Annotated in this window: 12 protein-coding genes; 6 read left to right on the forward strand and 6 right to left on the reverse strand. The window is 39.1% G+C overall.

Annotated elements, in window-relative coordinates:
* Both PSE7429_RS27395 and PSE7429_RS21475 read left to right on the forward strand, forming a co-directional pair.
* Positions 1 to 234 (forward strand): hypothetical protein (locus PSE7429_RS27395; protein WP_009629475.1); only part of this gene is annotated, 234 nt, incomplete at its 5' end.
* Positions 231 to 1,259 carry a hypothetical protein gene (locus tag PSE7429_RS21475; RefSeq protein WP_009629476.1) on the forward strand — a complete coding sequence of 343 codons (1,029 nt, stop codon included), beginning with the start codon at positions 231 to 233 and terminating at the stop codon, positions 1,257 to 1,259. The genes PSE7429_RS27395 and PSE7429_RS21475, both read left to right, overlap by 4 nt.
* A 116-nt stretch (positions 1,260 to 1,375) precedes the next feature.
* Here the strand turns inward: PSE7429_RS21475 and PSE7429_RS26055 are convergent, their stop codons facing one another.
* The 6 genes from PSE7429_RS26055 to PSE7429_RS27650 form a co-directional block, all read right to left on the reverse strand.
* On the reverse strand, positions 1,376 to 1,591 hold the full coding sequence (locus PSE7429_RS26055; RefSeq protein ID WP_144052560.1) for a hypothetical protein: 216 nt from the start codon (positions 1,589 to 1,591) through the stop codon (positions 1,376 to 1,378).
* Positions 1,585 to 1,974, reverse strand: a complete 390-nt coding sequence (locus tag PSE7429_RS21480) for a type II toxin-antitoxin system VapC family toxin (RefSeq protein WP_009629477.1) — start codon at positions 1,972 to 1,974, stop codon at positions 1,585 to 1,587. The genes PSE7429_RS26055 and PSE7429_RS21480 overlap by 7 nt, the downstream gene beginning before the upstream one ends.
* Positions 1,964 to 2,173: a hypothetical protein gene (locus PSE7429_RS21485; RefSeq protein ID WP_009629478.1), complete on the reverse strand. Its 210-nt coding sequence runs from the start codon at positions 2,171 to 2,173 to the stop codon at positions 1,964 to 1,966. Before PSE7429_RS21485 ends, PSE7429_RS21480 begins: the two co-directional genes overlap by 11 nt.
* A 253-nt stretch (positions 2,174 to 2,426) precedes the next feature.
* Positions 2,427 to 2,750 carry a type II toxin-antitoxin system PemK/MazF family toxin gene (locus PSE7429_RS21490; RefSeq protein WP_009629479.1) on the reverse strand — a complete coding sequence of 108 codons (324 nt, stop codon included), beginning with the start codon at positions 2,748 to 2,750 and terminating at the stop codon, positions 2,427 to 2,429.
* Positions 2,740 to 2,916, reverse strand: a complete 177-nt coding sequence (locus PSE7429_RS26695; RefSeq protein ID WP_009629480.1) for a hypothetical protein — start codon at positions 2,914 to 2,916, stop codon at positions 2,740 to 2,742. The genes PSE7429_RS21490 and PSE7429_RS26695 overlap by 11 nt, the downstream gene beginning before the upstream one ends.
* Before the next feature lie 25 nt (positions 2,917 to 2,941).
* Positions 2,942 to 3,076 (reverse strand): hypothetical protein, encoded by a 135-nt coding sequence (locus tag PSE7429_RS27650; RefSeq protein WP_267879029.1) that lies wholly within the window; start codon positions 3,074 to 3,076, stop codon positions 2,942 to 2,944.
* Positions 3,077 to 3,144: 68 nt separating this feature from the next.
* Between PSE7429_RS27650 and PSE7429_RS21495 the strand changes: the two genes are divergently transcribed.
* The 4 genes from PSE7429_RS21495 to PSE7429_RS21505 all read left to right on the forward strand — a co-directional run bounded on the left by PSE7429_RS21495 (position 3,145) and on the right by PSE7429_RS21505 (position 4,178).
* The gene (locus PSE7429_RS21495; protein ID WP_009629481.1) at positions 3,145 to 3,498 is read left to right on the forward strand and encodes a type II toxin-antitoxin system Phd/YefM family antitoxin; all 354 of its coding nucleotides are present in this window, start codon (positions 3,145 to 3,147) and stop codon (positions 3,496 to 3,498) included.
* A complete protein-coding gene (locus PSE7429_RS21500; RefSeq protein WP_009629482.1) occupies positions 3,485 to 3,661 on the forward strand; it encodes a type II toxin-antitoxin system RelE/ParE family toxin in 177 nt (58 codons plus the stop codon). The genes PSE7429_RS21495 and PSE7429_RS21500 overlap by 14 nt, the downstream gene beginning before the upstream one ends.
* A 72-nt stretch (positions 3,662 to 3,733) precedes the next feature.
* Positions 3,734 to 3,940, forward strand: coding sequence for a hypothetical protein (locus PSE7429_RS24755; protein WP_009629483.1), 207 nt, complete (start codon positions 3,734 to 3,736; stop codon positions 3,938 to 3,940).
* Entirely contained in the window at positions 3,897 to 4,178 is a 282-nt protein-coding gene (locus PSE7429_RS21505) for a Txe/YoeB family addiction module toxin (protein WP_009629484.1), read from the forward strand. Before PSE7429_RS24755 ends, PSE7429_RS21505 begins: the two co-directional genes overlap by 44 nt.
* The last annotated feature ends 243 nt before the right edge of the window (positions 4,179 to 4,421 follow it).

Below are 4,421 nucleotides of genomic sequence, written 5' to 3' on the forward strand. Positions count from 1 at the left end.
CAGGATTTCCGCTATCTCTCTGGTGCAGGCTTCAAGTCTTCCTTTTTCTTCTGGTGTCATTTGCTTGGACGGGTTAATTTATTTCTATTTTATCCCTCTTTTCTCCTAAGTATTTATACTCAGTGCCTAATTGAGATGCTCCCGCTCCTGTTGTTGTCGTTTGGGCTGGGCTTGGAAGTGATGAAACATCTCTTTTATGTGCTTACACACGTGCAACTAGCCGTTGTATTGTGATTTACGATGCTCTAGCAGTTGTTAAAGGTAAATATAAAGCTTTTGGACAAATTATTTTAGACTTAGATAAAAAAGGTCATATTAAGAAAGAATCAAGCTTAGTCATGACTTCATCGATTTTTAGTAAACAGGAATTTGATTTAATTGATATAGGTGATAAAACTATCAGTTTATATTGGTGTTCTAATTGGAATGGTTGGATAATTTATCCTACAAAAAACAAGAAAGTGGCGCAATTAATGTGGATTTATCATTTGACTGTTACTACAGGTTATCCAGTTTATACTTGGAGAGAAATGGATAGCGGAAAACTTCAATACTTTAAACCTGTTAATAGCTTGAAGGATGCCATAGGCAGAGATCTCTGTAATCTTTCTTATTGTAAATCTTGTAATATTGTAACTCCATTTTTATTAAAATTTGACGCTTTTGCATCAAAATTGCATAGGGGAAATGATGAATGTGCGGTGTGTTCATCTGTGAGAACTGAGATTGAATTAACTAAAATTGATATTCAAATTCAGTTTGCTAGAACCTTGTCACAAGGTAATCAAGCTTCAAACTCGGATAAAAAAAGATTGAGTATATTTTTGATGGCACTTGGTAGATGGAATACGATTGTTGAACAGCAAAAGCAGGAACTTGAAGATTATTTTCGAGTGCGTTCTGGAACTATTGGTTACAATGTTGCTCATTTACTAATATTGACTGATCTACTTAAGATAGAAGAGAAACAACATGAATTTGGAATCGACGAAGCAGCTACAAGATACCTTGATAAGTGGTGTCCTGATCTTAAAGAAAGAATTGATCGGGAATCTTGGCGAGGTATGGTTGCTCATGGTTTCAATACATGGTTGCAGCAAAAGGTAATTGAAAAGGGAAACAAGAAAGGAATTTATAAAAAGACTGCAAATTTCCAAGAGATAATTCAGCAAATAATTTTATTGAATCGGAGTTTTGAGAGCAGATCAGAAGATTTTAAAGATTTAAAACGATCGCCTATAAATCATGATTCACAATAATAGCGATCACAGTCGGTTTGATGAAAACTTAAATAGCGATCGCTGTTTGATGTTGAGAGAATAGGCGATCGCATTTAATGGGTGGTGAGATAGTGATCGCTGTTTGGTTTTGAGATTTAGGCGATCGGGTTTGTGGTTGGTGAATGGGGCGATCGCTGTTTGATTTGAGAGAATGGGCGATCGGGTTTTGTGGGTGGTGAGGGGCGATCGCTGGTTGATTTGCAGAGAATAGGCGATCGGGTTTTATGGGTGGTGAGAGGCGATCGCTGTTTGATTTGAGAGAATAGGCGATCGGGTTTGTGGGTGTGAGGGGCGATCGCTGTCTTTACCAATGCTCTATAACCAAACCATCCACATAATCAAAATCTGAATCATCAGTCACAAGCACCCAACCCCGTTCTAAACAATGCGCCGCAATCCAAACATCATTCATCGGAATTGGTCGTCCCTTTCGCTTCAAAGCCAAACGGGTTTGTGTATAAACAACCGCCGTTCTTCTCTCAATTGGAACAACTACACAAGCCTCAATAAACTCCAAATAGCGAGGTAAATTTTTTAATGCGCGAGTGGAGTTCTCAGCACCAAACAATAACTCTCCCGCCACAATCGCCGACAAGAATATTTCTGGCAACGCCAAAACTCTTGAAACAACTTCAGGATCGCCATTCAAAAAACGTACCGCAACGGAAGTATCTAGCGCAACTTCACCACTCATTCATATCCACCTGACGGCAATCCGATCTAATTACGTTCTGCAAATCATCAGCTTCAGCATCACTCAAAATACCAGCAAATTTGGCTAAAGGATGATGAATACGTGTCGTCTTAACCCGATGTAAAAAATCTAAAACTACTTTTACTAACTCATCTGGAACCTCTGTAAGCTCTTGGATAAGCTGCTCACGACTAGTCATATATTTGCCCCTCTTTAGCAAATTTATCGCTAATATTATAACGAATCAGCATCAAAATGAAATATCCATAATTCATGCGATCGTTGTTTGATTTTGAGATTTAGGCGATCGGGTTTGTGGGTGGTAATGGTGCGATCGTTGTTTGATTTTGAGATTTAGGCGATCGGGTTTGTGGGTGGTAATGGTGCGATCGTTGTTTGATTTTGAGATTTAGGCGATCGGGTTTGATGGGTGGTGAGGGGCGATCACTGCCTTACAAACTTAAATCCAATGCAAAAATAATCGCTTGCTTGATTTGTAACATTACATCACTTGGCAAATCTCCCAACTTGCGTTCTAATCTTGCCGTAGGAATAGAAGCTATACCCTGAACATTAGCTATAGATGATTGATTAAGAAACTTCAAATTAGGAAGTACGACCTCATACTCACTATTTCTATACTGAGTCGTCAGAGGAACATAAATCACTAAAACTCTTGGAGGATTTGCATCATAACGAGAAACAATGACAACAGGACGAGTTTTTGCCGCTATCCCTAAATCCGCTAACCAAACTTCACCCTGCTTAATATTCATCCAGCAAATCCAATACCTCTTGTTCCACAGAACGCGATCGCAAAATATCTAACGCATCGCGATCAGCTAAATCAATTATTTCCAAAATGAACTGTCTCGCCAATTCAGCAACATCTGGCTGCCATTTAGCTAATCTCACATTTAATGTTTCTGCTAAAGTATCCATTTTTATCTTTGCTTAAAGCATCAACCTAGTTCAGATTAACATATTTACTGAGAGGCGATCGCTGTTTGATGTGGGGAATAGGCGATCGGATGTTGAGTGTTGAGGGGCGATCACTGTTTGATTTTGAGGGAAAAGGCGATAGATATTTATGAAGAATCATAGAAATTGCGATCGCAAAGAAAGATCAGTTATCATTAAATTAGATCCGAATTAAGTGCTTTGACAACTATGATCGAGCTAAAAAATATCCACTCCTTGAGCGACTTCAAGCGCAACGCCAAAGAATTTATCGAACGCATTAAATCAACACAATCGCCTATGGTTCTAACTGTTAACGGTAAAGCTGAAGTCGTTGTCCAAGATGCTCATGCCTTTCAAGCAATATGCGATCGGGCAGAGCAAGCTGAAGCTGAACTTCGCGCCCTGAAACTCGCAACACTACAACAAGATATTAACCTCGGAATTGCACAACTAAAAAATGGTGACTACACCGAATACGATTCAGACTCATTACCCAATCTATTAGAAAACATTAAAAATCGTGGTCAAAAACGCTTAGCTCATAAAAATGAATCGATTTAAGATATCCCGACAAGCAGATCTTGACCTTGAGGATATGTGGGTATATCTTGCTCAAAATGATTCCCTAGCAGCCGATTTATTACTAGCAAAAGTCCTTGACAAGTTTCCTATGCTTGCACAGTTCCCAAAGATGGGCAGAAGTAGAAAAGAGTTTGAGATCTAGGCGATCGGGTTTGGGGTGATGAGGGGCGATCAGTTATAATTATGATTAATCAAGTAAGTTGTACTGACTGCTATGACTAACGCATTACAATACATCTGTGATTCAGAAGGGCAAACAGTTTCCGTAGTTGTCCCTATTGCCTTCTGGCAAGAACTAATGGCAGAAAGAGAAACAGCATATTTACTTAGCAGTCCAGCTATGAAAGAAAGACTGCTTAAAGCCAGAAAACGTCAAGATGGAATCTCTTTGGAAGCAACCTGTGAAAAACTTGGAATTTGATGCAGATGCTTTTGAGGACTTAGTTTGGTGGATTGAAAGTGATCGTAAAAAAGCTTTAAAAATCATCAAACTGATTCGTGAAGTCCAACGTAATCCATTTGAAGGTACAGGACAACCTGAAGCACTAAAACACGATCTATCTGGCTGTTGGTCACGTCGGATTGATCAAGAACATCGTCTAGTTTATGAAGTTTTAGACGATAAAATCAGAATTCTCGCCTGCCGCTTTCACTACTAAATTATTGTTGATTGATGTGGGAAATAGGTGATCGGGTTTTGTGGGTGGTAAGGGGCGATCGCTGTTTGATGTGGGGAATAGGCGATCGGGTTTTGTGGGTGGTAAGGGGCGATCGCGAATTCTAAGAAAGTAGCATTTTAACTGGAGTTTAGACTAAAAAAGGAAAAAAAGGCAGAGTAAAAGAGATACAAACTGCCTAAAGTAGATAGAAAAAGAAAAGCACATCTACAGTCATGATTATTG

Origin of the sequence: Pseudanabaena biceps PCC 7429 (assembly GCF_000332215.1) — a bacterium.
GTDB lineage: Bacteria > Cyanobacteriota > Cyanobacteriia > Pseudanabaenales > Pseudanabaenaceae > Pseudanabaena > Pseudanabaena biceps.

Bases quoted from the DNA above. Each gene is read 5' to 3' on its own strand.
- PSE7429_RS26695 (WP_009629480.1), bottom strand. From the start codon at position 2,916: ATGGATACTTTAGCAGAAACATTAAATGTGAGATTAGCTAAATGGCAG.
- PSE7429_RS27650 (WP_267879029.1), bottom strand. From the start codon at position 3,076: ATGATTCTTCATAAATATCTATCGCCTTTTCCCTCAAAATCAAACAGT.
- PSE7429_RS21485 (WP_009629478.1), bottom strand. From the start codon at position 2,173: ATGACTAGTCGTGAGCAGCTTATCCAAGAGCTTACAGAGGTTCCAGAT.
- PSE7429_RS24755 (WP_009629483.1), top strand. From the start codon at position 3,734: ATGACTAACGCATTACAATACATCTGTGATTCAGAAGGGCAAACAGTT.
- PSE7429_RS21480 (WP_009629477.1), bottom strand. From the start codon at position 1,974: ATGAGTGGTGAAGTTGCGCTAGATACTTCCGTTGCGGTACGTTTTTTG.
- PSE7429_RS21490 (WP_009629479.1), bottom strand. From the start codon at position 2,750: ATGAATATTAAGCAGGGTGAAGTTTGGTTAGCGGATTTAGGGATAGCG.
- PSE7429_RS21505 (WP_009629484.1), top strand. From the start codon at position 3,897: ATGGAATCTCTTTGGAAGCAACCTGTGAAAAACTTGGAATTTGATGCA.
- PSE7429_RS21495 (WP_009629481.1), top strand. From the start codon at position 3,145: ATGATCGAGCTAAAAAATATCCACTCCTTGAGCGACTTCAAGCGCAAC.
- PSE7429_RS21500 (WP_009629482.1), top strand. From the start codon at position 3,485: ATGAATCGATTTAAGATATCCCGACAAGCAGATCTTGACCTTGAGGAT.